Annotated in this window: 27 protein-coding genes; 10 read left to right on the forward strand and 17 right to left on the reverse strand. The window is 64.8% G+C overall.

What is annotated here, in order from left to right; genetic code table 11:
- The first annotated feature begins 131 nt into the window (after nucleotides 1-131).
- Genes rph through GR328_RS08555 form a run of 3 tightly spaced genes read left to right on the forward strand, consistent with a single transcriptional unit; the run spans nucleotide 132 to nucleotide 1,929 of the window.
- Nucleotides 132-845 carry a ribonuclease PH gene (rph, locus tag GR328_RS08545; RefSeq protein ID WP_160884111.1) on the forward strand — a complete coding sequence of 238 codons (714 nt, stop codon included), beginning with the start codon at nucleotides 132-134 and terminating at the stop codon, nucleotides 843-845.
- Nucleotides 842-1,489: an RdgB/HAM1 family non-canonical purine NTP pyrophosphatase gene (rdgB, locus tag GR328_RS08550; RefSeq protein ID WP_205789877.1), complete on the forward strand. Its 648-nt coding sequence runs from the start codon at nucleotides 842-844 to the stop codon at nucleotides 1,487-1,489. The genes rph and rdgB overlap by 4 nt, the downstream gene beginning before the upstream one ends.
- Nucleotides 1,490-1,521: 32 nt before the next feature.
- Entirely contained in the window at nucleotides 1,522-1,929 is a 408-nt protein-coding gene (locus tag GR328_RS08555) for a DUF5063 domain-containing protein (RefSeq protein ID WP_160884113.1), read from the forward strand.
- A gap of 48 nt (nucleotides 1,930-1,977) precedes the next feature.
- Here the strand turns inward: GR328_RS08555 and GR328_RS08560 are convergent, their stop codons facing one another.
- Together GR328_RS08560 and GR328_RS08565 are read right to left on the reverse strand one after the other, a co-directional pair.
- Nucleotides 1,978-2,454, reverse strand: coding sequence for a DUF2852 domain-containing protein (locus GR328_RS08560; RefSeq protein WP_160884114.1), 477 nt, complete (start codon nucleotides 2,452-2,454; stop codon nucleotides 1,978-1,980).
- 114 nt (nucleotides 2,455-2,568) lie between these two features.
- Nucleotides 2,569-3,246 (reverse strand): TetR/AcrR family transcriptional regulator, encoded by a 678-nt coding sequence (locus GR328_RS08565; RefSeq protein WP_160884115.1) that lies wholly within the window; start codon nucleotides 3,244-3,246, stop codon nucleotides 2,569-2,571.
- Between the two features lie 205 nt (nucleotides 3,247-3,451).
- Between GR328_RS08565 and hemW the strand changes: the two genes are divergently transcribed.
- On the forward strand, nucleotides 3,452-4,612 hold the full coding sequence (gene hemW, locus GR328_RS08570) for a radical SAM family heme chaperone HemW (protein ID WP_160884388.1): 1,161 nt from the start codon (nucleotides 3,452-3,454) through the stop codon (nucleotides 4,610-4,612).
- A gap of 169 nt (nucleotides 4,613-4,781) precedes the next feature.
- On the opposite strand, the gene gshB is transcribed toward hemW, so the two are convergent.
- A complete protein-coding gene (gene gshB, locus GR328_RS08575) occupies nucleotides 4,782-5,729 on the reverse strand; it encodes a glutathione synthase (protein WP_160884116.1) in 948 nt (315 codons plus the stop codon).
- 183 nt (nucleotides 5,730-5,912) lie between these two features.
- On the opposite strand from gshB, the gene GR328_RS08580 reads away from it, so the two are divergent.
- Nucleotides 5,913-6,782, forward strand: coding sequence for a lipid kinase (locus tag GR328_RS08580; RefSeq protein WP_160884117.1), 870 nt, complete (start codon nucleotides 5,913-5,915; stop codon nucleotides 6,780-6,782).
- 45 nt (nucleotides 6,783-6,827) lie between these two features.
- Here GR328_RS08580 and GR328_RS08585 read toward each other — a convergent pair whose 3' ends face one another.
- Nucleotides 6,828-7,046, reverse strand: coding sequence for a YjiS-like domain-containing protein (locus GR328_RS08585; RefSeq protein WP_160884118.1), 219 nt, complete (start codon nucleotides 7,044-7,046; stop codon nucleotides 6,828-6,830).
- A 102-nt stretch (nucleotides 7,047-7,148) separates the two neighbouring features.
- On the opposite strand from GR328_RS08585, the gene GR328_RS08590 reads away from it, so the two are divergent.
- Nucleotides 7,149-8,021: a LysR family transcriptional regulator gene (locus GR328_RS08590; RefSeq protein WP_343039329.1), complete on the forward strand. Its 873-nt coding sequence runs from the start codon at nucleotides 7,149-7,151 to the stop codon at nucleotides 8,019-8,021.
- Nucleotides 8,022-8,225: 204 nt separating this feature from the next.
- Here the strand turns inward: GR328_RS08590 and GR328_RS08595 are convergent, their stop codons facing one another.
- Nucleotides 8,226-8,603 (reverse strand): YraN family protein, encoded by a 378-nt coding sequence (locus tag GR328_RS08595; protein WP_160884120.1) that lies wholly within the window; start codon nucleotides 8,601-8,603, stop codon nucleotides 8,226-8,228.
- The gene (rsmI, locus tag GR328_RS08600) at nucleotides 8,600-9,538 is read right to left on the reverse strand and encodes a 16S rRNA (cytidine(1402)-2'-O)-methyltransferase (RefSeq protein WP_160884121.1); all 939 of its coding nucleotides are present in this window, start codon (nucleotides 9,536-9,538) and stop codon (nucleotides 8,600-8,602) included. Before rsmI ends, GR328_RS08595 begins: the two co-directional genes overlap by 4 nt.
- Nucleotides 9,539-9,676: 138 nt before the next feature.
- On the opposite strand from rsmI, the gene GR328_RS08605 reads away from it, so the two are divergent.
- A complete protein-coding gene (locus GR328_RS08605) occupies nucleotides 9,677-10,978 on the forward strand; it encodes a penicillin-binding protein activator (RefSeq protein ID WP_160884122.1) in 1,302 nt (433 codons plus the stop codon).
- Nucleotides 10,979-11,118: 140 nt separating this feature from the next.
- Here GR328_RS08605 and GR328_RS08610 read toward each other — a convergent pair whose 3' ends face one another.
- The 4 genes from GR328_RS08610 to GR328_RS08625 form a co-directional block, all read right to left on the reverse strand.
- Nucleotides 11,119-11,628, reverse strand: coding sequence for an OsmC family protein (locus tag GR328_RS08610; RefSeq protein ID WP_160884123.1), 510 nt, complete (start codon nucleotides 11,626-11,628; stop codon nucleotides 11,119-11,121).
- 15 nt (nucleotides 11,629-11,643) lie between these two features.
- Nucleotides 11,644-12,432 carry an ABC transporter ATP-binding protein gene (locus GR328_RS08615; protein ID WP_160884124.1) on the reverse strand — a complete coding sequence of 263 codons (789 nt, stop codon included), beginning with the start codon at nucleotides 12,430-12,432 and terminating at the stop codon, nucleotides 11,644-11,646.
- Nucleotides 12,432-13,184 (reverse strand): ABC transporter permease, encoded by a 753-nt coding sequence (locus GR328_RS08620; RefSeq protein WP_246215778.1) that lies wholly within the window; start codon nucleotides 13,182-13,184, stop codon nucleotides 12,432-12,434. The genes GR328_RS08615 and GR328_RS08620 overlap by 1 nt, the downstream gene beginning before the upstream one ends.
- A gap of 125 nt (nucleotides 13,185-13,309) precedes the next feature.
- Entirely contained in the window at nucleotides 13,310-14,278 is a 969-nt protein-coding gene (locus tag GR328_RS08625; RefSeq protein WP_160884389.1) for an aliphatic sulfonate ABC transporter substrate-binding protein, read from the reverse strand.
- 262 nt (nucleotides 14,279-14,540) lie between these two features.
- Here GR328_RS08625 and GR328_RS08630 point away from each other — a divergent pair, with 262 nt between their 5' ends.
- The 3 genes from GR328_RS08630 to GR328_RS27235 all read left to right on the forward strand — a co-directional run bounded on the left by GR328_RS08630 (nucleotide 14,541) and on the right by GR328_RS27235 (nucleotide 18,374).
- The gene (locus GR328_RS08630; RefSeq protein ID WP_160884126.1) at nucleotides 14,541-17,288 is read left to right on the forward strand and encodes a [protein-PII] uridylyltransferase; all 2,748 of its coding nucleotides are present in this window, start codon (nucleotides 14,541-14,543) and stop codon (nucleotides 17,286-17,288) included.
- A gap of 62 nt (nucleotides 17,289-17,350) precedes the next feature.
- Nucleotides 17,351-17,974, forward strand: coding sequence for a nucleotide exchange factor GrpE (grpE, locus tag GR328_RS08635; RefSeq protein ID WP_160884127.1), 624 nt, complete (start codon nucleotides 17,351-17,353; stop codon nucleotides 17,972-17,974).
- 187 nt (nucleotides 17,975-18,161) lie between these two features.
- Entirely contained in the window at nucleotides 18,162-18,374 is a 213-nt protein-coding gene (locus tag GR328_RS27235) for a TRIC cation channel family protein (protein ID WP_205789849.1), read from the forward strand.
- Nucleotides 18,375-18,408: 34 nt separating this feature from the next.
- Here the strand turns inward: GR328_RS27235 and GR328_RS08645 are convergent, their stop codons facing one another.
- The 7 genes from GR328_RS08645 to pyrF all read right to left on the reverse strand — a co-directional run bounded on the left by GR328_RS08645 (nucleotide 18,409) and on the right by pyrF (nucleotide 23,201).
- Entirely contained in the window at nucleotides 18,409-19,347 is a 939-nt protein-coding gene (locus GR328_RS08645) for a hypothetical protein (protein WP_160884128.1), read from the reverse strand.
- Nucleotides 19,348-19,379: 32 nt separating this feature from the next.
- Nucleotides 19,380-20,000, reverse strand: coding sequence for an alpha-ketoglutarate-dependent dioxygenase AlkB family protein (locus tag GR328_RS08650; RefSeq protein WP_160884129.1), 621 nt, complete (start codon nucleotides 19,998-20,000; stop codon nucleotides 19,380-19,382).
- A 158-nt stretch (nucleotides 20,001-20,158) separates the two neighbouring features.
- Nucleotides 20,159-20,779 (reverse strand): 2,3-bisphosphoglycerate-dependent phosphoglycerate mutase, encoded by a 621-nt coding sequence (locus GR328_RS08655; protein ID WP_160884130.1) that lies wholly within the window; start codon nucleotides 20,777-20,779, stop codon nucleotides 20,159-20,161.
- Nucleotides 20,780-20,814: 35 nt separating this feature from the next.
- Entirely contained in the window at nucleotides 20,815-21,621 is an 807-nt protein-coding gene (gene dapB / locus GR328_RS08660; protein WP_160884390.1) for a 4-hydroxy-tetrahydrodipicolinate reductase, read from the reverse strand.
- 243 nt (nucleotides 21,622-21,864) lie between these two features.
- On the reverse strand, nucleotides 21,865-22,170 hold the full coding sequence (locus GR328_RS08665) for a DUF1330 domain-containing protein (RefSeq protein WP_160884131.1): 306 nt from the start codon (nucleotides 22,168-22,170) through the stop codon (nucleotides 21,865-21,867).
- A 4-nt stretch (nucleotides 22,171-22,174) separates the two neighbouring features.
- Nucleotides 22,175-22,462 (reverse strand): DUF1330 domain-containing protein, encoded by a 288-nt coding sequence (locus tag GR328_RS08670; RefSeq protein ID WP_160884132.1) that lies wholly within the window; start codon nucleotides 22,460-22,462, stop codon nucleotides 22,175-22,177.
- A 52-nt stretch (nucleotides 22,463-22,514) separates the two neighbouring features.
- On the reverse strand, nucleotides 22,515-23,201 hold the full coding sequence (gene pyrF, locus GR328_RS08675) for an orotidine-5'-phosphate decarboxylase (protein ID WP_246215768.1): 687 nt from the start codon (nucleotides 23,199-23,201) through the stop codon (nucleotides 22,515-22,517).
- Nucleotides 23,202-23,218 lie beyond the last annotated feature (17 nt).

Raw genomic sequence — 23,218 nt, forward strand, 5'->3', positions numbered from 1 at the left:
CGCTTTCACAATTCCACCCTGCAAGTCCGCATTATGTGCGGACGAAAGAGGCTTTCGGCAAGGCTCGAGCTTGCCTAAAGCGCGCTCTGGCCTCAAACAGGCATCCAGACAAGCCTCAGGAGATCACGATCATGCGTCCCTCGAACCGCGCCCCCGACGAACTGCGTCCCATCACCCTGGAGCGCGGCGTCGCGCGCTATGCGGAGGGCTCCTGCCTCGTCTCCTTCGGCAATACCAAGGTGCTCTGCACCGCCTCGCTCGAGGAAAAGGGGCCGCCTTGGCTGCGCGGCACCGGCAGGGGCTGGGTGACGGCGGAATATTCCATGCTGCCCCGCGCCACGCACGAGCGCACCAGGCGCGAAGTCAATTCCGGCAAGCCGTCCGGCCGCACACAGGAAATCCAGCGCCTCATCGGCCGCTCGCTCCGCGCGGTGGTGAACCTGCCCGCCATCGGCGAGCGTCAGATCGTGCTCGATTGCGACGTGATCCAGGCCGACGGCGGCACCCGCACCGCCTCCATCACCGGCGCCTGGGTGGCCTTGCACGAGTGCTTCGCCTGGATGCAGAACCGCTCGATCATCTCCATCAACCCGCTGCGCGAGCCGGTGGCCGCCATTTCCTGCGGGATCTACCAGGGACAGCCGGTGCTCGATCTCGATTATGCCGAGGATTCCGCCGCCGAGACGGATGCGAATTTCGTCATCACGGGTTCGGGCGGCATCGTCGAGGTGCAGGGCACGGCGGAGGGCAAGCCCTTCTCGGAGGACGAGTTCCTGAGCCTCCTGCGCCTTGCCAAGGAAGGTGTGGCCCAGCTCGTCGAGCTTCAGAAGAAGGCGGTGGCCTGATGCGGCATCGTCCTCTCACAGGCAAGGTCGTCATCGCCACCCACAACGCGGGCAAGCTGCGCGAGATGCAGGAGCTTTTGACCCCCTTCGGGATCGAGGCCGTATCCGCGGGCGAACTCGGTCTGCCGGTTCCCGACGAGACGGGGCACATGTTCGCCGAGAACGCCGCTATCAAGGCCCACGCCGCCGCCAAGGCGACCGGCCTGCCTGCGTTCTCCGACGATTCCGGGCTGTGCGTCCATGCGCTCGATGGTGCGCCGGGTCTGTTCACGGCGGATTGGGCGGGTCCGAACAGGGATTTCCGCGCGGCCATGGAGCGCGTCCATCGCGAGCTGGAGAAGCGTGAGGCCACGGACAGGCGCGCGCATTTCGTCTCCGCCCTCGTCATCGCCTGGCCCGACGGCCATGAGGAACTCTTCGAGGGGCGGGTGTTCGGCGAGGTCGTTTGGCCGCCGCGGGGCGACAGGGGCTTCGGCTACGATCCCATGTTCCAGCCGGACGGCTTCGTCGAGACCTTCGGCGAGCTGTCGTCGGAAGAAAAGCACGGCATCGACTGGTCGAAGCCGGAGCCGGAAGGCCTCTCCCACCGGGCGCGCGCTTTCCTGAAGCTCGCGGCGGGGTGCTTGAAGAAAGCGTCTGCTTGAATACGCCTATGATAGATGCGGTAAGGGGCTTCTTGAGCTTGCTCGACCGGGGCGAGTCTATCAGCGATGAAGCACTCGCCCGAGCCCTTGATGCCCTTGCCGCAGTCTATCACGACACGCCTTCAGGGAGGCCTTCAGATGCTGAAGCTGAGCCGCCACGGGACGATTACCGGCTCATTCGCCAACACGTCGGGCGAATATTCCCTGACCTAGGCCTTTACGCGACCGCCGATCCCTTGGAAGTGCCGAACGAAGAAGCCTTGGTTGGCGATGCCATCGACGATATCAGTGACATCGCACTCGACCTCAAAGAGATCCTATGGCGGTGGCAGAATCTTGGGGCGGACGATGCCATTTGGCATTTTCGTTTCGGCTATCAGACCCATTGGGGCCGGCATCTGCACGGGCTCCGCTTCTATCTCCACGCGAAGCAATTCTGATCTCAAAGCTAAGAAGCGCCCCGGAGGGCGCTTCATTTGTATTGAATGTTAAACGTTCGTGGGGCCGTTGCCGCGACGCTTGGCCATGAAGGCGTCGAACTCCTCGCGGTCCTTGGCGCGCTTCAGCTCCTCCACGAAGTCGCGGAAGGCACGGGCCTCCTCGTCGAGCTTGCGGCGCTCTTCCTCGAGACGCTCCAATTCGCTGCGGCGATAATCGTCGAAGGCCGCATTGCCCGAGCTCGCATAGGCGAAGCCGCCGGTGGAGCGGCGCGAGCCGAACATGTCCTCGGCGGCTCGGCCGACGGTGTCGCGGAAGAAGGCTTTCGCCTCGTCGTATTTGGGATATCCACACATTTTCCACACCAGGTAGGCCAGCGCGAGCGGCCAGGCAAAGATGAAGCCCAGGATGATTGCGACGATCTCCAGACCGCGTCGGGGGGAGCGTCCGCAGCGACGGTGAGCGCCGGCATTCCAAGGACCCGCATGAGGCCCCTGATTCCAGGCGGTTGAAGCAGAGTCAGACATCGGTGGGTCGTCCTATGTTAATGCTAACAACATTAACATGCGGATGGATTTTGGCGCTTTCAAGGGAGGGAAGTTCGATTTTCTGAAAGTTGGCTGGGGCTGGGCTGAAGAGTATCAGCGAGCCGTCGCGTCCGGCTTGCCCTTGAGGGCGCCGTGGACGAGGGCGAGAACGCCGGCGCGCAACAGCTCGTACTTGTCCGGCAGACCCGGGCCCTTGGGCAGTTGCCCTGCGGCGTCCAGGGTCGCAATCCCGTGGGAGAGGGCCCAGACCTCAATGGCAATGAAGCGGGTGTCGACTCCCTGGAAGCCCTCCGGGAAGGTCTTCGACAGGGCCTGAACCAGATAATCGAAGGCATTGCCTGCCGGCCGAGCACCTTCCGGCCCCTTGTCCGCAGCTCCCTTGGCCCAGAGGCCGCAGCCTTCGCTCTCCATCGGCTTGGCGGAGAACATGGCGGTGTAGAAGCCCGGCTCCTGCTCCGCGAAGGCGAGATAGGCCTCGCCCATGCGGGTGAAGCGCTCGAGGGCTGTGCCTTCGCTTTGGAGGGCTTTGCCCAGCCGCTTGGCGAGTTCGTCGAAGCCCCGGAAGGCCACCTCCGCCACAAGGGCCTCACGGCCTCGGAAGTGACGGTAGAGGGCGGCGGGCGTGACACCCACGAGCTTGGCGGCATCCGCCAGGGTGAACCCGCCAAGGCCACGCTCGGCGATGAAGCGCTGCGCCGCATCGATCAGCGCCTCCTTCAGATTGCCGTGGTGATAGCCCTGCCGGTCGAATGGGCCGCGCCAATGCCGCATGATGGGTCCTTTGAACTCAACTCGTGCCGATCTTAAGGCCCGGCCTCCGGAGAGGCTAGAGCGAAGGCCTCATGAGGGATGAACAACCTCTTCGGCAAGAGGTTCAGAAAAGTTCACGCCGCAGTGCCCCCTTTCTTTTGCGGGAGTGGGAGAACGCGACAACGCCACCCGTGACCTTCAGGTCGAGAACTGCCATATACGCCTCATGATCGATCATCCGACGCGCGACGTGGGCTTTGGCGTTTACGTGCACTGGCCCTTTTGCGCCTCCAAATGCCCCTATTGCGACTTCAACAGCCACGTCCGTCACCAGCCGGTGGATCAGGAGCGGTTCCTGGCGGCCTTCAGGCGCGAGATCGCCCATACGGCGGCGCGCATTCCCGGGCGCCATGTCACCAGCATCTTCTTCGGCGGCGGTACGCCCTCGCTCATGAAGCCGCAGACGGTCGAGGCGATCCTCGACGCCATCGGCGGCGCGTGGTCAATCGACCCTGGCGCCGAGGTGACGCTGGAAGCCAACCCCACCAGCGTGGAGGCGGAGCGGTTCCGCGGCTATCGGAGCGCCGGCATCAACCGCGTGTCGCTGGGTGTGCAGGCGCTCAATGATCCGGACCTGCGGCGCCTGGGGAGAATGCATTCCGTCGAAGAAGCCCTGGCCGCCGTGAAGATCGCGGCCGCCATTTTCGAGCGCTACTCCTTCGATTTGATCTATGCGCGCCCAGGGCACACGCCCGAAGCCTGGGCGGCCGAGCTCGAGCAGGCCATCGGCTATGCGGTGGAACACCTCTCGCTTTACCAGCTCACGATCGAGCCGGGCACCTGGTTCCAGCGGCTTTACGATGCCGGCAAGATCACGGTGCCGGACGAAGAGACGGGTCGCGCGCTCTACGACATCACCCAGGAAACTTGCGAGAAACACGGGCTTCCAGCCTACGAAATCTCGAACCATGCCAAGCCCGGAGCGGAATCACGGCACAATCTGCTCTACTGGCGCTACGGAGAATATGCGGGTATCGGACCCGGCGCGCATGGACGTCTCGTCACCGGCAATGCGCGGCTTGCGACCTCTACCGAGAAGCATCCGGAAACGTGGCTCGAGCATGTCGAGCGCGAGGGCCATGGCGTCATGGAGGAGGAAGTGCTGACATCCGAGGCGGAGGGTGACGAGTTCCTTCTCATGGGGCTTCGCCTGAAGGAGGGCATCGATGCGCGCCGCTACGAGGCTTTTACGGGAAAGCCGCTCAATGCGCGGGGCTTGCGCATTCTCGAAGGGGAAGGCCTGATCCGCGTCGACGGTTCACGCCTTGCGGTGACCGAGAAGGGCTTTCCGGTGCTCAACGCAGTGATCGCGGAACTGGCGGCCTGAGCGCCCGGCCGAACGTCGTCACCGGCCCTGTGCCGGTGATCCGACGAGCGCCGTCCCTTTCTCGTGGGGATGGCCGGGACTGATCCCCTGACAAAGTTTTGGAACGGCGAACAGGGCTTCGGTCCCCTGAGGGAAGCTGCGCTTCACCCTGATTGTCAGGGATCGGTTGTCAAACCCGCTTCACCTTGCTCTCGATCGCGTCCCAGACGCTCACCGCGAGATCCGGCCCGCCCAGACGTTTGATGGCGCGGATGCCGGTCGGAGCGGTGACGTTGATCTCGGTGAGATTGCCGTCGATGACGTCGATGCCGACGAGGATGAGGCCCATGCGCTTGAGATCGGGGCCGATGGTCTCGCAGATCTCGCGCTCGCGCGGCGTGAGATCGGTGGGGTTCGCGGCACCTCCACGCACCATGTTGGAACGGATGTCGTTGGCGGCCGGAACGCGATTGACCGCGCCCGCCGCCTCGCCGTCGACGAGGATGATGCGCTTGTCGCCTTCCGTGATCTTGGGCAGGAAGCGTTGGATCACCCACGGCTCGCGGAACAGGTTGGAGAAAAGATCGTAGAGCGAGCCAAAATTCGGATCCTCGCGGGCGACCTTGAACACGCTGGCGCCGCCATGGCCGTAGAGAGGCTTCATCACCACGTCGCCATGCTCGCGGCGGAACTCCTCGATTTCGACCTTGTCGCGGGAGATCAGCGTCGGCGGCATGAGATGCGGGAACTGCGTGACAAAGATCTTTTCGGGCGCGTTGCGCACGTGTGTGGGATCGTTCACCACCAGCGTCTTCGGATGGATGCGCTCCAGGAAATGCGTGGCGGTGATATAGGCGAGATCGAAGGGCGGATCCTGGCGCATGAGCACCGCGTCGACGTTCGAGAGATCGACCCGCTCCTGCGCGCCCGCCGTGAAGTGGTTGCCCTCCTCGTCCCGCACCGCGATGGGCTCGACGAGGGCGACCACCTTGCCGCCATGCAGGGACAGGCGGTCCGGGGTGTAGTGGAGGATCTGGTGGCCTCGCCGTTGGGCTTCGAGCAGCAGCGCAAAGCCGGTATCGCCCGCGATCTTGATGCTGTTGATGTGATCCATCTGGATCGCAACGGTGAGGGTCATGGGTCAAGCCTCCTTGGGCAAGCCTTCCTGGGGAAGCGGGTTTATTGGACTGTTTGACGAGGAACGCAACTCTTGCGCGGGTTCGAGTGAACGAAAAAGCCGGGGGAGTGTTATCGAATGGCTCCGCTTGAAGTCTCTTCGGGACCCTTGCGGACAAGCTCAAGCTTCCACATCTGATTGGTCATGTCACGCCGCGCCCTCCTCATCGTCAACGCCAAGAGCCGCAGCGGCGAAGCCCAGGCGCAAGCAGCCATAGAAGCGCTCGAAACGCATGGGATTGAGCCCATCCATGTGGAATGCGGCCGGCGGGAGGACCTGTCGCCTCTGATCGTGAAACATCGGGACGGGGTCGATTGCGCCGTCGTGGGCGGGGGTGACGGGACCTTGAACGCCGCCGCTCTCGGCGTCATTGAGGCCGGTCTGCCGCTCGGAATTCTGCCCTTCGGCACGGCGAACGATCTGGCGCGGACGCTGGGCATACCCTTCGATCTCGATGGCGCGGCCCAGGTCATCGCCGACGGCCACACCCGCAGGATTGATCTCGGACTGGTGAACGGCCAGCCCTTCTTCAACGTGGCGAGTCTCGGGCTCTCTGCGGAACTGGCGCAGAAGCTGACCCGGGACATCAAGCGCCGCTTCGGGCGACTCGGTTATGCGCTCGTGGCCATGAAGGTTCTGGCGCAGGCCAAGCCCTTCCGCGCGACGATCACGAGCGAAACCGAGTCCGCGCGGGTGCGAACGCTGCAGATCGCGGTCGGAAACGGACGCTTCTACGGTGGCGGCAACGCGGTGGAGAAGGATGCGGCCATCGACGATCAGCATCTCGATCTCTACAGCCTCGAATTTGAGCGCGCCTGGAAGCTTGCCTTCATGGCGCGCTCCTTCCGTTATGGCGAACATGGGGCCTGGAGCGAGGTGCGGGCGATCCGGGCCAAGGAATTCGATATCCGCACGAGAAAGCCGAGACCCGTCAATGCGGATGGCGAGATCGTGACCCAGACGCCCGCGCATTTTTCCATCAGACCATCTGCCGTGACAGTGTTTGCGCCTTAGACGATCCGCGAGCAGGCAGCGGGGAATGCTTATCCGTACCTTCCATTAGCAATCGCGTCCGTTGCGGATTGCGCTCTCGATGCCGCTGTGGCTCGGGCCGAGGCCGATGTCCTGGAGAATCGCGTCGTCCAGGGCGCTCACTTCCCGTAGGGCGCGCCGGATCCGGATTTCGCGCATGACGGCCGAAAAGAAGCTTCTGAGGCCGGATGCACGGGCCGCCGAGGTTTCATAAGATTCCGTGCAGGTGTTTGAGAAGTCCGACATGGCGCTCTCCTTGAGTTGATGAGAAGAGTATGAGGTCGCCCCTTGCATAATGGAAACGAATGTTCATTATATCAAAAATAACGATTGTTTATGGATCAGCTCGTGCCTCACAATCTCGACGTCAGTCTTCTCAGAGCCTTTGTCGCCGTGGTGGATACCGGCGGCATGACGGCGGCCTCCGCCGTTCTCAACCTCACCCAGGCGGCGGTGAGCCAGCAGATCAAGCGGCTCGAGGAAACCTTGGGCGAGGAGCTGATCACCCGCGACCGGCGGGGCATGACCCTGACGAGGGCGGGCGAACGGCTTTTCGGGCGCGCCAAGCGTCTGCTGGCCATGAACGACGAGATCTGGACCGAGATGACAACCCCCGAGTTCGAGGGCGAGATCCGCCTCGGCATTCCGAGCGACATCATCACCACCTATCTGCCCACCTTTCTGAAGGATTTCGCACGAAACTACCCGCGCGTTCAGATCACGCTTCAGAGCGGTTCGAGCGCCGAACTGCGGGGGAGGCTCGCGGCCGGGAAGGTCGACGTCGTTATGGCGACCGAACTCGCCTGCGACGCAGATGGCGAAAACCTCGTGATGGACCGTCTCGTCTGGGTTGGGGCACGAGGCGGGGAGGCGGCCTGGAAACGGCCGCTGCCCGTTTCCATCGGCTGTTCCGATTGTGCATTCCGCACGCCGGTGCGCGAAGCCCTGCAGAAGGCGGGGATCGAGTGGCGCTCGGTGTTCGATTCCACCAACACGCCGGCTCAGGTGGCGACCGTCGCCGCCGACACCGCCGTGATGGCCTGGATGGCCTCCACCGTGCCGGCGAACCTGGAAGTGCTGGGGCCGGAAACGGGCCTGCCGCTGCTTCCGCCCTTCATGGTCAACCTCTACCTGCCGAAAGGTGGCGGCAACCACATCGTGCAGGAAATGGCGCGCATGATCCGCGACGCGGTGCGCGATCCGCGGAAGCTGGCGGCTTAGAGCTGTTGCCGCTGGCGTGGAATCGTCTCTCTTCCTTGATGTGCCGCGTTTTTCGGGCGGTGGGACGGATCCCGTCTCACCGAAAAAGGCTTTAGCGAACGTGCCAATTCGTCATGGCCGCCCGTGGTGCGGCCACCCACGTCCTCTGCGGTTCAAGGCGTGGCTACCCGGGACAGGCCTGAGCATGACGACGGAAGATCTGCATTAAAACACCTCCAGCTCGAACGCCGACATGACGTGCCGCGGAAGACGTCGCGGTGCGATGAAGACGGCGTCCGCGCGCCACGTCCTCCCCTGCGCGCGAGGGTGGCGCGAGAGCCATGCGCGCGCGGCGCGGGAGAAGCGCCGGCGCTTGGTGGCGGTAATGGCGGAAAGTGCATCCTCCATCGATCCCCGCGCCTTCACCTCGACGAAGACGATGGTGTCGCCGCGCGTCACGATGAGATCGATCTCGCCGCCGGCCGCCGCATAGCGGCGCGCGAGCGGGCGATAGCCCTTGGACAGCAGGAGGAGCAGCGCGATCCACTCGGCATAGTGGCCGCGCAGGAAGGTCGCCCGGCGTCTCTCGAGCGCCGTCCTCATACGTTCCTTTTCGCGAGTTCGAGGGCACGGGCATAGACCTCGCGCTTGGGCAGGCCGAGCTCCGCAGCGACGAGCGCCGCGGCATCCTTGATGGAATGGTTCCTGAGCGCGGATTCGAGCTTGCCGTCGAGCGCCGCGTCGGCTTTTTCCGCGTGCATTTGCTTCGTGGCTTCGCCGATCAGCACCACGATCTCGCCCTTCGGCGGGCCTTCCTCCGCGAATTGTGCCGCGAGTTCCGGCAATGTGCCGCGCCGGATCGTTTCGAACATCTTGGTGAGCTCGCGCGCCACCACGGCCTGGCGCTCGCCGAGAACCGCCGCGGCGTCCGCCAGCATGTCGGGCAGGCGGTGCGGACCCTCGAAGAGCATCAAGGTGCCGGGGATCGCGGCAAGCTCGGCGAGCCGCGCGCGCCGCGCCGTGCTCTTGGGCGGCAGGAAGCCCTCGAAGAAGAAGCGGTCCGTCGGCAGGCCCGAAGCCACGAGGGCGGTAAGAACGGCCGAGGGGCCGGGAATGGGCGTGACCGGCAATCCCTCTTCGATGGCGGCCTGGACGAGCTTGTAACCGGGATCGGAGACGAGCGGCGTACCCGCATCCGACACGAGCGCCAGGGACTGCCCCTCGCGGATGCGGTGAACCATGCGCTCGCGCACCGCATCGTTGGAATGCTCGTGATAGGCTACCAGCGGCGTGGTGATGCCGTAATGGGCGAGCAAAGTCTTCGTCACCCGCGTGTCTTCGGCGAGGATCGCATCCGCCGATGCCAGCACGTTCAGGGCGCGGAAGGACACGTCCTGCAGGTTGCCGATGGGGGTCGCGACCACATAGAGGCCGGGGCTCAGGGGACTGGCCTCGGCGGCAAGGCCGAAGGCGGTGAAGGTAGCGGTCCGCTCGCCGGGCTCGCGCCGTCTAGTCCGGTTGTCGATTCTCTGTGTCATCACCTTTCACTTTCGCACGAACGCCCCGTCGGACGGAAGCAGCCTCGTTTCCCCGAAGGAACGGCGAGAGAAACAATGTTTACCTTTTGGGCCCAGGATCGATTCTAGATCCAATAAGGCTGTTTCCAGGAGGGGGAGATGGCGTCGTCTTTCAAGGATAGGGAGAGGGGGCTCGCCGCCGGGGCGGCCCTGACTGTGCTGATGATGGGCGCGCTGGCGCTTTCTGGATGCATGGGATCTCCTCGCCGGGCGCAGAAGCCGAGCCGGCCCGTTCCGAAAGCCGCTTCCCATCAGCCAGTCTCCCACGCTGAATATTCTCCGGAGGGCGCTTTCGTTGCTCCGGTGCAGGATTACGCCGCCGGGGGACCCCACTCTCCGGTGAGAGACACCGTCATCGGCAGCGGCCCTGTGAAGGTCGCGCTGATCCTGCCGCTGTCCGGCTCCTCGCAGGGAGCCGCGGTGGCGCAGAGCATGCGCAACGCCGCCGAACTGGCGGTCGGCGAGTTTCCGGGCGCGGATCTCAGCGTTCTCGTGAAGGACGATCGCGGCACGCCGGAAGGCGCGCGGGAGGCTGCCCACAAGGCCCTTGCGGAAGGAGCCCAACTCATCCTCGGCCCGCTTTTCGCCGGCTCCGTCCAGGCGGCGGGGCAGGTGGCGCGGGAGGCTGGCAAGCCTCTCATCGGCTTCTCCTCCGACAGGGCGGCCGCCACGCAGGGCGTCTATCTCCTGAGCTTCATGGTCCAGGCTGAGGTCGACCGCATCGTTGCCTATGCCGCCTCGCAGAACCGCCGCTCCCTTGCGGCCCTGATTCCCGATACGACCTATGGCCACGTGGCCGAGGCGCAGATGCGGGAGGCGGCTGCCGAGAACCGCATCCGCATCGTCGCCGTCGAGCGCTATCCGGCCGGACAGCCCTACGGCGCCGTGTCGCGCCTGGGCGCCATCGTCGGCGGTCCGTCGCCGCAGGCCGATGCGCTGTTCATTCCCGACAATGGCGACGGATTGCCTGCGGTCGCTCAGGCGCTGCGGGCGGTTCGCTTCAATGCGCAGCAGGTGAAGCCGCTCGGCACCGGTCTGTGGGACGAGGCGCGCGTGTTCGCCCTGCCAGGTCTCCAGGGCGGCTGGTTCGCGGCGCCGGACAAGCGCGGCTTCACGGATTTCGCCGCGCGGTACCGGGCACGCTTCGGCAACGAGCCGGTGCGCCTTGCCACCCTGTCCTACGATGCGGTGACCCTGGCGGCGGCTCTCGCCCGCATGCAGGGGCCTCAGGCCTATAATGACAGTGTGCTCACGAATGGGGCGGGCTTCGACGGGGCCGACGGTGTGTTCCGCCTCAATCCCAACGGCACCAACGACCGCGCCCTGACCGTTCAGGAGGTGCGGGGCGGCACGGCCGCCGTCATCAGCACCGCGCCGCGCACTCTGATGGCGAGCTACTGAGGACATCGATCGACTGCCCTTCTTCTCACCCCATGCGGAAGGGTTGGGGGCCGACTGGGTGAGCGGGAAAACCAGTCAGATATTGTCATCACCGGTCTCGTGCCGGTGATCCCGATGGGGAAGAGCGCAGCGCTCCAACTCTATTTGCGCGTCAGCGTCGCGCTCAGATCGGGCTTGTGGTTGAGGGTCTGGAACACCACGCAGTAGCGCTCCGTCAGCTTGAGCAGCTGATCGATCTTCTCCTGCGGCGCGTCGGTATCTACCTCGAAGGAAAGGCGGATGTTCTTGAAGCCGACCGGCGCAGTTTTGTCGACGCCGAGCGTGCCACGGAAATCGAGATCGCCTTCCGCCTTCACGGAGCCATGACGAAGATCGATTTCGAGCGCGGTTGCGACCGCCTTCAGGGTCACGCCCGCGCAGGCGACGAGCGCCTCGAGGAGCATGTCGCCGGAGCACAGCTCCGCGCCTGAACCGCCGGTGGCCGGGTGAAGGCCCGCCACCGCCAGCGCCCGGCCGGTCTCGACCTTGCAGGCGATGTGCTGGTCATCGAGCGTTCCTTGCGCTTTGAGCGTGATGACGGCGGCTTCGGGGTTGCTGCGGTATTGATCCTTCAGTGGCGCCTGAAGGGCGCGCAGTTCGGTCGAGTCCATGGTGCCGGTCCTTGGTTACCACCACAAAGCGGCGGCCTGGCGGTCGCGCTCGCGTTGCGGCTGCTGTCGAGAGGTGTTGAGGGAATGATCGAGCGCCGTCAAGACACGGCGCACGGAGCTTTCGAAGGCCAAGCCCGTCTTGTCGCGCGGGCGGGCGAGGGTGAGCGGCAGTTCATCGAAGATTCGGCCCGGCTTCGGCTGCATGACGATGGCGCGATCAGCGAGCGTCACCGCTTCCTGCACGTCGTGTGTGACGAGAACGACGGTTGGGCGCGTCTCTTCCCACAAGCCCAGCAGATGCTCGTGCAGGCTCGCGCGGGTGAACGCGTCGAGAGCCGAGAAGGGCTCGTCGAGAAGCAGCACCTTCGGGTTGGTCACGAAGGCGCGGGCAATGGCGACACGCTGTTGCTGGCCGCCGGAGAGATCGCGCGGCCAGCGTTCGGCATGTTCGGACAGCCCGATCTTCTCAAGTGCATGCCTCACGCGGGATTTGCGCTCGGTCGCACTGAGGTGATCCAGCCCGAAGGCAATGTTCTCGGAAACCGTGAGCCATGGCAGGAGGCGCGGCTCCTGGAACACGATGCCGACAGATGGATGCGGGCCCGAGAGCGCTTCGCCATCGAGGCGGATGGCGCCCCCACTCGCCCGGTCTAGGCCGGCGATGAGGCGTAGGAGCGTGGTCTTGCCGCAGCCCGAGCCGCCGATGAGAGAAACGATCTCGCCTTCGCGAACGGAGAGATTGATGTCGGACAGCGCACGCGTGCCGTCGGCGTAGGTTTTGGAAAGGTGTTCGAGTTGCAACATTACAGTCTCTCCCGCACCGTATCTTGCCAGCGCACGAGCGGCTTGGTGAGAAGAACGAGCAGGCTGTCGGCGATCTTGCCCAGAAGCGCGAAGGCGATGATGGCGGCGAGGATCTGATCGGGTTTGCCCATCTGCTGCCCGTCAACAAGCAGATAGCCGAGCCCTTCCGAGGCGCCCATGAACTCGGCTGCGACCACGAACATGAAGCCGAGGCCGAGACCGGAGCGCAGCGCAATTACCGCTTCGGGCAGAACGGCCGGCAGCAAAATGCGTTTTGCGAGCTTGACGCGCGAGAGGCGGAACACGTGACCGACTTCCACGAGCTTGCGGTCGACGGACAGGATCGCGCCCGCAATGCCGAGATAGACCGGAAAGAACACGCCGACGGCGATCAGCGCCACCTTCGAGGCTTCGAAGATGCCGAGCCACAGGATGAACAGCGGCACCCAGGCGATGGATGGGATGGCGCGCAGGGCCTGCAGCGTGGGATCGAGCACGCGGCGAACCGTGCCGCTGGCGCCGGAGAGCGCGCCGAAGACGATGCCGGCCACGGCGCCCAGAGCGAAGCCGGCGGCGATGCGCCAGAGCGTGGCCCAGACATGGGTCCATAATTCGCCCGTCTCGGCGAGGGCCCAGAGCGTCGCGGCGATGCGGCTCGGTGGCGGAACAAGGCGCCCCTGGGCGAGGCCGAAACGCACGGCGGCCTCCCAGAGGAGCGCCACCGCAACGGGAAGCAAAAGGCCGAGAAGCATGCGCCAGTCGAAGGCGCGACGCTTCTCGGCAGGGGAAGGAGCCGCGAGAGCGGCGGCTTCCTGTTGGGAGGACCAGGCGGAAGTTGCGATCTCGCCTGACACGGCGCTCTCCCGTGATGCCGTCATTAGCGGGTGGCCGTGGCGAAGCGGCGGTCGATGAGGGCATCGACGGCGGCTTTCACATCCGCATCGGCGGGAACGACGCCAGCCTGCTGCAGGGCGAGGCCCGCCGCGATGATCGTGTCGGCCTGTGGCTGGCCGATGGCCGAATGGGTGAGTTCGGTGCGCTCCAGCTGACGCTCGATCACCGTGTCCGGCAGTTTGGTGTAGGTCGCGAGGATCTTCTTCAGCTCCTCCGGGTTGGCGAGGGCGTATTGGCGGGCCTGCTCATAGGCCTTCAGCACCCGACCCACGAGAGCCGGATTGTCCGTGGCGAAGCTCTCGGACACGTTCAGCACGCCCCAGGTGTTGGCGGCCGCGTTGCGATAGAAGAGCCGGGCGCCGCTCTCCACCTCTGCGGCGGCCATCAACGGATCGAGGCCAGCCCAGGCATCCACATCGCCGCGCTCGAGAGCGGTGCGGCCGTCCGGGTGCTGGAGCAGGACGAGCTTCACGTCCTTCTCGGTAAGCTTGGCCTCCTGAAGGGCGCGCACGAGGAAGATGTGCGGGTCGGTGCCGCGGGTGACGGCGACGCGCTTGCCCTTGAGGTCCTCAACCTTGGTGATGCTCGTGTCCTTGCGGGTGACGAGGGCGGTCCATTCGGGACGGGAATAGACGTAGATCGACTTGATCGGGTTGCCGTTGATCTTCGCGATCAGGGCCGCGGCGCCGGCGGTGGAGCCGAAATCGATCGATCCGGCATTGAGGAACTCCAGCGCCTTGTTGGAGCCGAGCGACTGCACCCAGCGGACGCCGACGCCGTCCTTCTCCAGCTCCTTCTCCAGGAAGCCCTTGTCCTTTAGGACGAGGCTCACCGGGTTGTAGGTGGCGAAGTCGATCTTGATCTCCTTCGGTTGCGCAAGAGCGCCGGTGGCGAAGGAGGTCAGGCCGGTTGCAAGGGAGGCGGCGAGGAGAAGACGGCGGGTCAGGCTCATTTTCAAAAGTCCCATGATGCGCGCATGGGAGCTTGGGCTTAAGGCCCTGGAGCGCCCGACGCTTTAGCTGCACTTGTTTCGCGCCCGCAAGCTGCTTGCTCAAATCGGCGCGTGTTCTTTTTATGGGACGGTGCGTTTCGTATGTCAAACTTAATTTCATATATAGAACACTCTATCCGTTTAAGCGGATTAGTCGAGCCTGCTCTTGGGTGCAGGCGCAGGGAGTGATAAGCGAGAAGCAGTTTCCGATCGCGGTTGTTCCATGCGGCTCCAGAATCCAGACGCTATCCTGAAGTCTCTCGGTGATCAGCCGATCCACGATGCCGGGGAGCTGCGGGCCAAGCTCGTGCCCGAACTCAAGCTCTACCTGGAGGAAGGCCGCGCCAAGGCGGAGCAGCAGCTTCTGGACACCAAGGACGGCCTCGTCTGCGCCAAATATCTCTCGGCGCACATGGATAGCCTCGTCCGCCTCGTGCACGAGGCCGTGGTGTGCCATGTCTACCCGGCGGGAAATCCATCGTCAGGCGAGCGCATCGCCGTGGTGGCGACCGGCGGCTACGGCCGGGGCACCCTGGCTCCCGGCTCGGACGTCGATCTGCTGTTCCTTCTTCCCTACAAGCAGACGGCCTGGAGCGAGAGCGTCGTCGAGGCGATGCTCTATGTGCTGTGGGATCTCAAGCTGAAGGTCGGGCATGCCACCCGCTCGGTGGAGGATTGCATGCGCGAGGCGGGTGCGGACATGACGATCCGCACCTCGCTCCTGGAGGCCCGGTTCCTTTTCGGGGATCGAGCCCTTTTCGACGACCTCGTGCAGCGCATCGACAAGGAGATTGTCGCAGCCTCCGCTGCGGAGTTCGTCGACGCGAAGCTGAAAGAACGCGACGCGCGCGTCGCGAAGGCCGGCGCGTCGCGCTATCTCGTCGAGCCCAACGTCAAGGACGGCAAGGGCGGCCTACGCGATCTCAACACGCTGTTCTGGATCGGCAAATACGTCTATCAGGTGAAGAGGCCGAGAGATCTCGTGAAGGCGGGCCTCTTCACGCCGGAGGAGTTTAAGCTCTTCCAGCGCTGCGAGGAATTCCTGTGGCGCGTGCGTTGCCACATGCACTTCGCGACGGGCCGCGCGGAAGAGCGCCTCACCTTCGACCTGCAGCGCATGATCGCCGAGCGCATCGGCTTCGCGCCTCGCGGCGGGTTATCCGCGGTCGAGCGCTTCATGAAGGCCTACTTTCTCGTTGCCAAGGACGTGGGCGATCTGACCGCCATTGTCTGCGCGGAGCTCGAAGCGCGCCAGACGAAGAAGCGGCCCATGCTCGATCGCGTGTTCGGGCGCTTTCGCCGCCGCCGCGGCGGCAAGCTCGCGGGCAACGACTTCATTATTGACAACAACCGCATCAACGTGAGCAGCGACGACGTATTCGAGCGCGATCCCGTCAATCTCATCCGCCTGTTCTGGCTCGCGGACAAGCACAACCTCGCGATCCACCCCGATGCGACGCGGCTGGCGACACGCTCCCTCAAGCTGATTGGACAGAACCTGCGCCGGGACCCGGAGGCGAACAAGCTCTTCCTCGACATCATCACGTCCAGGAATGCGCCGGAAGTGGTTCTGCGGCGCATGAACGAAGCGGGTGTGCTCGGCCGCTTCGTGCCCGACTTCGGGCGCATCGTCGCGATGATGCAGTTCAACATGTACCATCACTACACGGTCGACGAGCATCTCATCCGCTCCATCGGCGTGCTGACGGAGATAGAGGCGGGGCAGCTCGGTAACGAGCATCCGCTCGCCAATCAGATCTTCGGCACGATCCAGAACCGCCGCGCGCTCTACGTCGCGGTGTTCCTGCACGACATCGCCAAGGGACGCCCGCGGGATCACTCGATGGAAGGTGCAGTGATCGCGCGAAAGCTCGGCCCGCGTTTCGGATTGAGCGAAGCCGAGACGAATACGGTGGCGTGGCTGATCGAGCACCATCTGCTCATGTCGAACACGGCGCAGAGCCGTGACCTGTCGGATCCCGCCACCATCAAGAGCTTCGCCGATGCCGTGCAGACGATGGAGCGCCTGAAGCTCCTGCTCGTGCTCACCATCGCCGACATCAAGGCCGTGGGCCCCGGCACCTGGACGGGCTGGAAGGGTCAGCTGCTGCGCACGCTCTATTATGAAACAGAGGTGTTGCTCGGCGGCGGCGCTGCGGACGTGGCCCGCTCCGATCGCATCCGCCTTGCGCAGGAACAATTACGCAACGCGCTTCCCGATTGGTCCTTCGAGGAGTTCGAGGCCTATGCGGCGCGCCACGCGCCGGCCTATTGGCTCAAGACGGACGATGAGCGGCGCGTGAAGCAGGCGCAATTCGTGCGGGATGCGGAAAAGGCTGGACGCACGGTCGCAACGTCCTACGAGACGGATCATTTCCGCGGCGTCACGGAACTCACCATCCTCTCACCCGATCATCCGCGCCTGCTCGCCATTGTCACCGGCGCCTGCGCTGCGGGGGGAGGCAATATCGTCGATGCGCAGATCTTCACGACGACCGACGGCATGGCGCTCGACACGATCGTATTGTCGCGAGCTTTCGACCGGGACGAGGACGAACTGCGCCGTGCGGGGCGGGTCGCCAAGGCTATCGAGCGCGCGCTGAAAGGCGAGGTGAAGATAGCGGACCTCGTGGCGAGCAAGCGACCCTCTAAGCCGTCGAAGGCATTCCATGTGCCCCCGGAGGTCACGATCGACAATTCGCTTTCGAGCCGCCAGACCGTCATCGAGGTCTCGGGCCTCGACCGGCCGGGCCTGCTCTACGATCTCACCACGGCCTTGGGAAAGCTCAATCTCAATATTGCCTCCGCCCATATCGTGACCTTCGGCGAGAAGGCGGTCGACGTGTTCTACGTGACGGACCTCACAGGCACGAAAGTGACCCATGCGAGCCGCCAGGCCACGATACGCCGCGTCCTGCTGGATGTGTTCAAGACGAACGAAGCGGAGTCGCTTCAACGGCGAAGCGCTTGATTTGTGAGCGCTTCGACCTGATATGTGCCATGACCCTTTTTCCTATCGCTAGTTGATCGACCATGAACCCGAACGACACGGAAAACCAGAACATGAATCCTCAGGCCGAGACCGCCAACGGCGCCGAGAACGAGGCCGCCGCGGCCTCTCAAGCCGACCCGGTTGCCGTTCTCGAGGCTGAAAAAGCCGACCTGAAGGACAAGCTCCTGCGGCTCATGGCGGATATGGAAAACCTGCGCCGCCGCACGGAGCGTGAGCTGGCGGACGCCCGCACCTACGCGGTATCCAACTTCGCCCGCGACATGCTGAATGTGGCCGACAACGTGCGCCGCGCCATCGAGAGCATTCCCGATGAGGCGCGGACGAGCGCCGAGGGAGCCTTCAAGGGGTTCATCGAGGGCATCGACCTTACCGAGCGCGACCTGCTCAATACCCTGGAGCGTCACGGCGTGAAGAAGCTCGACCCGCACGGCCAGAAGTTCGATCCGAACGTGCATCAGGCCATGTTCGAGGTGCCCAACCCCGACGTGCCGAGCGGTACCGTGGTGCAGGTCGTGCAGTCCGGCTATGTGATCGGTGACCGCGTCCTACGTCCGGCCCTGGTCGGCGTGGCCAAGGGCGGCCCGAAGGCTCCGGCCAATGGTGCCGGCTCGGAAGACGCCGACAATCCTTCCTCCGCTTCTTAAGACAACTTCGAGGCGGTTGCCGAATAGGGCCATCCTTCTTCCCTCTCCTTGCAGGGAGGGGGAAAGGTAGAGCCGAATCGGGGCCAGCCGCGGAGTTTCCCCAATCCATTCCCCTTGAAGCCATCGGCGTCGCCATCTTCGCCTTGATGGCGGCCCTCGAAGGCCGGAGGTGAAGCCGTGTGCTCCTGTGGGCGGACGCCCTGGGGCTTGCCTTTTTGCCATCGACGGCACGGTGAAGGCTCTCGCGGCTGGTGTGCCGGTCCTGTCCGCCATCGCGCTCGGCACCATCACGGCGACCTTCGGAGGCATGATCCGCGACATCTTCGCGGGAATCATCCCCCTCGTCCTGCGGCATGAGATCTACGTGACCGCGGCGGCGCTGGGAGCCGCGTCGCTGTGACGTTGCAGGGTGTCGGCCTTCCTGAGGCGGGGACTTAGAACTTTGTCTCGATCCCGTCCGCGATGGCGCGGAAGCGCGGGAGGTTCCGGTCTCTCTCCTCCTCGCGGGTGAGGCCGACGATCCGCACGTAGCGGTCTCCATCGAACCGGATCGACTGCATCACCACGATCGGCTGGCCCGATTCCGCCTCGACCGCTCTCGCCACGATCTCATGCCAATCCTGGCCTTTGAGGCGGAAGGAATCCGATCGCTCGATCCGAATGTTCTTCAGCACCTGGTTTGCGTAGAGGGCGGCCTGCGCGAACTGCTTGCGCTGCTCGCTGGAAGGAGGAACCGGCTGCAGAGACGCTCCGACGATGATCATCGGCTGCTCCACGGCCTTGATGGTGTCCTTCGGCCCATCCGTGAACAGGACGGAACTCCCGGCGATCACGCGGACGGGCCTGAACCCGGATTTCTCGACGATCCGGAAGGGGAGGGCGGACACCTGTTCCTCCAGAGACACGTCGTGGCGCAGGGCGACGCTCCTCAGGGCCTCCCGGATCTGTTCGTCGCTGTATCCCTCGCTGCCGCCGTTCACCTGCGCCACGACGAGGCCGGTCAGGGCCTCGTCCTTGAGCAGAAGGAGCCATTTGCGCCCCATGACGGGCTTCACCATCGTGCCGCTGATGAGAATGGCGGGGCTCGATCCCAGCTTCACGTCCTCCCGGGTGACCAGTTCGAGGCCCTGCTGTTTGAACACGTCCTTGGTAAACCCGGCGGAGAGTTGATCAAAGGCTCCGGCCGGCATTTCCATGAGGGTGATCACGGCCGCGCGCTCCTCGTTCTCGAATCCGCTGAAGCGCTTGGACAGGGTCATCTCGGGCGGAGGAACGAGGCCGATGCGGGATGCAGGCGGGAAAACGGGCTCCGCGGCGAAAGCCGCCTGGATGGACAGGATAAGGCCGAATGCAGCAGCGTGAAAAGCTTTCATGGGCGCCCCTTGAGGATCTTGTCGCTTGGAGGCTAAAGCGGCTTTTCCACCTTGCGCAAGGTGAGATTGAGCCGCCCTCCCTGCGGCAGCAGGTCCGAGCTGCCGGGGATCAGCCGGTCGATGCCATGATAGATCAGTCGGGCCGGGCCGCCGAACACGATCGCGTCACCGGATCGGAGGCGGATCGACCGGGTCGGGTCCTTGCGGTCGAGGCCGCCATAGCGGAACAGGGCCGTGTCGCCGAGCGACAGCGAGACGACGGGCGCGTCGAACTCCTCCTCGTCCTTGTCTTGGTGCAGTCCCATGCGGGCCGTGGGCTCGTAGAAATTGATCAGGCAGGCATCGGCCGGATGCGGATAGAGGCTCAAGCTCTCCCAGGCCTGCCGGATCAGGTCGGGCATGGCTGGCCAGGGACGGCCGGTCTCGGGATGGAGCGGCTGATAACGGTAGCCCTCCACATCGGAGACCCAGCCGAGCCGCCCGCAATTGGTCATCCTCACAGAGAAGGCCTTCCCCGTGCGCGGCATCCGCGGCGTGAAGAGGGGCGCGGCGCGGGTGATCTCGCGCAGGGATCGGAGTAATTCTTCCTGAGCCGGACGGTCCAGGTAATCCGGGTGATAGACGAGGCCGGGGCTGAGGGTGACAGGGGACATCGGGCTATCGTGGCACGCCCCGTCCTTCCTTGTCATCACCGGCCTCGTGCCGGTGATCCCGACGGTGGGGCGCGGCGCCCTTCCGAAAGAGGTGGCCGGGACCGATCCCCGGCCCCGATCCGGGGATGACCATGACAAGAGAGGCGCAACGCGCTGTCTTACCCCTCCAGAACTTCTTTGCTGGCAACGGTCGTATCGGCATTGAGGTGATAGACCAGCGGGATGCCGGTGGCGAGCTCCAGGCCCGGAATCGTCTCGGCCGTCAGGCCGTCGAGCACCATCACGAGGGCGCGGAGCGAGTTGCCGTGGGCGGCCACGAGCACGCGCTCGCCGCGCATCACACGGGGCAGGATCTCACGGATATAGTAGGGCAGCACGCGGGCCACGGTGTCCTTCAGGCTCTCGCCGCCGGGCGGAGGCACGTCGTAGGAGCGGCGCCAGACGTGAACCTGCTCCTCACCCCATCGGGCCCGGGCATCGTCCTTGTTGAGACCGGCGAGATCGCCGTAATCGCGCTCGTTGAGGGCCTGATCCGCAATGGTCTTGAGATCCGGCTGGCCGATCTCTTCCAGGATCAGCTTGCAGGTGCGCTGCGCGCGGCCCAGGGCGGACGTATAGGCCACGTCGAACTGCACGCCCATCGCCTTCAGGCGGCGGCCGGCATTGCGCGCCTCCTCGATACCGAGATCGGTCAGGCCCGGATCCTTCCAGCCGGTGAACAGGTTCTTGAGGTTCCATTCGCTCTGGCCGTGGCGGGCCAGCACAAGAAGGCGATCCATCTCTTTAGCGTCTCCGTAGTCCTGTGAGGGGTGTCTTAGAGGTCTTTCAGGCCGAGCACGTCGGCCATGGTGTAGTAGCCCGGCTTCTTGTCGAAGCCCCAGAGCGCGGCTTTCACAGCACCGCGTGCGAAAATGCTGCGGTCCTCGGCGCGGTGCGACAGCTCGAGGCGCTCGCCCTGTCCCGCGAAGATCACCGAATGATCGCCGACCACCGAGCCGCCGCGCAAAGTCGCAAAGCCGATATCGCCGGGATTGCGTGCGCCGGTATGTCCGTCGCGGCTGCGCACCGAGCGCTCTTTCAGTGAAATCTTGCGGCCTTCCGCGGCGGCCTCGCCGAGAAGAAGCGCGGTGCCCGACGGCGCATCCACCTTCATGCGGTGATGCATCTCGAGAACCTCGATGTCGAAATCCTGACCCAGGGTCGCGGCCACCTTACGCACGAGGCCCGCGAGCAGGTTCACGCCGAGCGACATGTTGCCGGACTGAACGATGCGCGCATGCCGGGCGGCTGCTTCGAGCTTCGTGAAATCCGCGTCCTGCAGGCCCGTGGTGCCGATCACGTGGACGATGCGGGCCTGGGCGGCCAGATCTGCGAAGGATATCGTCGCGGCGGGGGAGGTGAAGTCGAGCACGCCATCGGCCTTGGCGAAGACGGGCAGGGGATCGGCGGTCACGCTCACGCCGAGGGGGGCAAGTCCGGCGAGCATGCCAGCGTCCTGCCCAAGCGCGTGAGAGCCCTCGCGCTCGATCGCGCCGACGAGGCGGCAGCCTTCCGTCTCGGCTACGGTCCTGACGAGCATGCGCCCCATGCGCCCGGCGGCGCCCACTACGACGAGTCGCATCTCGCTCATGCTGAGGTCTCCTGCTTGTCCGAAGTTCTGGATATAGCGGCTGAGGCAGCGGCTGAGAAGGACAGGTATCCCTCAGCGAGCCGAACCGCTCCGCCCTTTCCTCTGTGCCCCACGTCATCACCGGCTTCGTGCCGGTAATCCCGATTGCCTGCGGCGCAGCGCTTGTCCGATCGTCATGGCCGGGACGGGCCCGACCATGACATGGGAGAGATGGGAAAGAGGGCGCAGTCGCGCTTAATCCGGCTGCGGGCCCTCATAACCCTCGATGATGATGATATCGGCCACCGCATGGCCGTCCCGCTCGGCCTTCGCCGCCTGATATTCGGGCGAGTCCCAGCATTCGAGCGCCGCCTGATAGGTCGGGAACTCGATCACCACGTTGCGGTCGCGCGAGCCACCTTCCGCCACCCTGAAGCCGCCGCCGCGGACCAGGAAGCGGGCGCCGTACTTGGAGAAGGCAGCGGCATTGGCCGCCACGTAGTTCTTGTAAGCCTCCGGGTTCTGCACATCGACCCGGCCAATCCAGTATCCCTTCGGCATGGCCTCAGGCTCCTTCCACCAGAACGAACTCGGCCACGCAGGCGCCCTCACGCTTGGCCTTCGCCGCCTGGTATTCGGGGGAGTAGTAGTAGGTGCGGGCCTGCTCAACGGAGTCGAACTCGATCACCACGTTGCGGGCCCGGGCCTCGCCCTCAAGCGCCTCATAGGCGCCGCCGCGCACCAGCGGCCGTCCGCCATATTGCTTGATCGCCTCCGTCGCGCCCTTTGCATATTCGGCATAGGCCTCGGGGTTCGTGACGGTGACACGGGCGATGACATAGCCTTTGGGCATGGAAGACCTCCTGTTGAGATGGGATGCAGCGAACGTCACGAGGCCCGGAACGTCAAGCCTCGCTCATCTCCCGAACGATGGCTTGCGTCGCGGCGCGCGGATCCGCTGCCTTCACGATGGGGCGCGCCACGACGAGATGAGTGGCCCCGTTGCGGATGGCGTCGCCTGGGGTGACGACGCGTTTCTGGTCTCCGGCGTCGGAGCCCGCGGGGCGGATGCCGGGGGTCACGATGAAGCGGTCGGGTCCGACGATGCCCCGCACGCGCCGGGCCTCGGTGGCCGCGCAGACGATGCCGTCGATGCCGATGTCGCGCGCCTGTCCTGCGCGGCGGGAGACGAGCTCGGCCGCAGGCACGGGGGCATAGCCCGCCTCGATCAGGTCGTTGTCGTCGTAGGAGGTCAGCACGGTTACGGCGAGGATCCTCAGGTCCGATCCGGCCTTGCCGGCAACGGCGGCGCGCATGGTCTGGGGATAGGCGTGGACGGTGAGAAACGTGACGCCCATGCGGGCGACGGAGCGCACGCCTTCTTCCACCGTGTTGCCGATGTCGTGCAGCTTGAGGTCGAGAAAGATCTTCTTGCCTTGCCCGATCAGCTCGCGGGCGAACTCGAAGCCACCGGCATAGGCCAGTTGATAGCCAATTTTGTAGAAGGTGCCCGCATCGCCGATGCGCGTCACGATGGAGCGTGCCTCCTCGACACCCGGAACGTCCAAGCCGATGATGAGTCTCTCGCGCATGTCTCCCTTCGAAACGG

This window comes from Microvirga makkahensis, from assembly GCF_009830105.1.
Classification (GTDB): domain Bacteria; phylum Pseudomonadota; class Alphaproteobacteria; order Rhizobiales; family Beijerinckiaceae; genus Microvirga; species Microvirga makkahensis.